A 909-nucleotide genomic window follows, 5' to 3' on the forward strand; every position below is an offset into this window, starting at 1 on the left:
TATAAAACCCCCAAGAATACGTCCCGACATTATCCCTATGCTATGATGAGTTGTCTTTATGATGTTATGAATGGTTTGATATATGACATTGATCTTGTTGAACATAATAATGAAAGAGCTTGTGCATTGAAGCATTTTTCAAGATTAAAAAATAATGATGTCATTATTTTTGATAGAGGGTATTTTAGTTATTACATGTTACATCAAATCACAAATAATGACTTAAATGCGGTTTTTAGAATTCAAGAAGGCAATAGAAATAAAATTATCAAAAAATTTTCCGAAAGTGATCTGATATTTGAATATACCCCCTCCGAAGCTGTTAAGTCAGAGCTCAGAAAAAGAGGGTTGCTTTAAGATTTTCCATCAATTAAGTTACGTTTAATTAAATTCACCAATCAAAACAAACAAATTATTTTCGCCACGACTCTCCTTGAAGAGGATAATTATGAATCAGAAAGTATTTATGAACTATATCACGAGCGGTGGAGTATCGAAGAGTTATATAAAATTTCAAAATCAATTCTTTGCATTGAAGATTTTCACTCACATAACGAGTATGGTGTCAGGCAAGAAATCCATGCACATGTGTTATTATTGAATCTGGCAAGAATATCAGAAGGCGATCTTGATAAGGATATAACTCTCGCTTAAAACACTAACGGTAAAAAAAACGTGAAGTATAACTTTAAAAATTGTTTATTTTGGGTTGTAGAAAACCTCACTCTTCTAATCTTTGGGGTAAAGAAAACACATCTAAAATCATACTGTTACTCATTACACATGCGAATTGGCAGAATGACTCAACGGTTAAGACCAGGAAGGCACTATCCAAGAAAATCTATGCAGCCCCGAACTCGCTGGAACTGTTTTGGCGCACAGGCATAGAAGCTTAACCGAATGCCATTG

The 909-nt window shown here is 33.6% G+C and carries 1 pseudogene; it reads left to right on the plus strand.

Going from position 1 to position 909, the window contains the following annotated elements:
- Positions 1-654 (plus strand): annotated as a pseudogene (locus C5470_RS23180) (IS4 family transposase); the annotation flags it as partial.
- Positions 655-909: the final 255 nt, after the last annotated feature.

The sequence above is a fragment of the Photorhabdus stackebrandtii genome, from assembly GCF_011189495.1.
GTDB classification, from domain to species: Bacteria; Pseudomonadota; Gammaproteobacteria; order Enterobacterales; family Enterobacteriaceae; genus Photorhabdus; species Photorhabdus khanii.